Origin of the sequence: Flavobacterium sp. 38-13 (assembly GCF_001899155.1) — a bacterium.
GTDB classification, from domain to species: Bacteria; Bacteroidota; Bacteroidia; order Flavobacteriales; family Flavobacteriaceae; genus Flavobacterium; species Flavobacterium lindanitolerans.
In genome coordinates, this window is the sequence record NZ_MKVG01000015.1 from 1 (window position 1) to 247 (window position 247).

Genomic DNA, 247 nt, shown 5'->3' on the forward strand with positions numbered 1-247 from the left:
GAATTGGCTTTTGCCAAAATTCAGTATTAATCCGATTTCATATTCTGCTCCTGTTAGATAATTTATAATCTAATTCTGTTTTATTGAACGCGGATAATGCGGATGACGCTGGTATTCGCGGATTTTATTTTTTATAATTCTCGTAAACTCGGCGCATGAATTGGACTTTTCTTCCAAAATTCAGGACTAATCCGACTTCACATTCTGTTCCTCGCAGATAGTTTATAATCTGATAATGGTGTTCTTT

Annotated in this window: 1 protein-coding gene; it reads right to left on the minus strand. The window is 34.8% G+C overall.

What is annotated here, in order from left to right; genetic code table 11:
* Positions 1–124: 124 nt before the first annotated feature.
* Positions 125–247, minus strand: a 123-nt coding sequence (locus tag BGO88_RS10130; protein ID WP_286706851.1) for a GxxExxY protein, incomplete at its 5' end; no start/stop codon positions are given.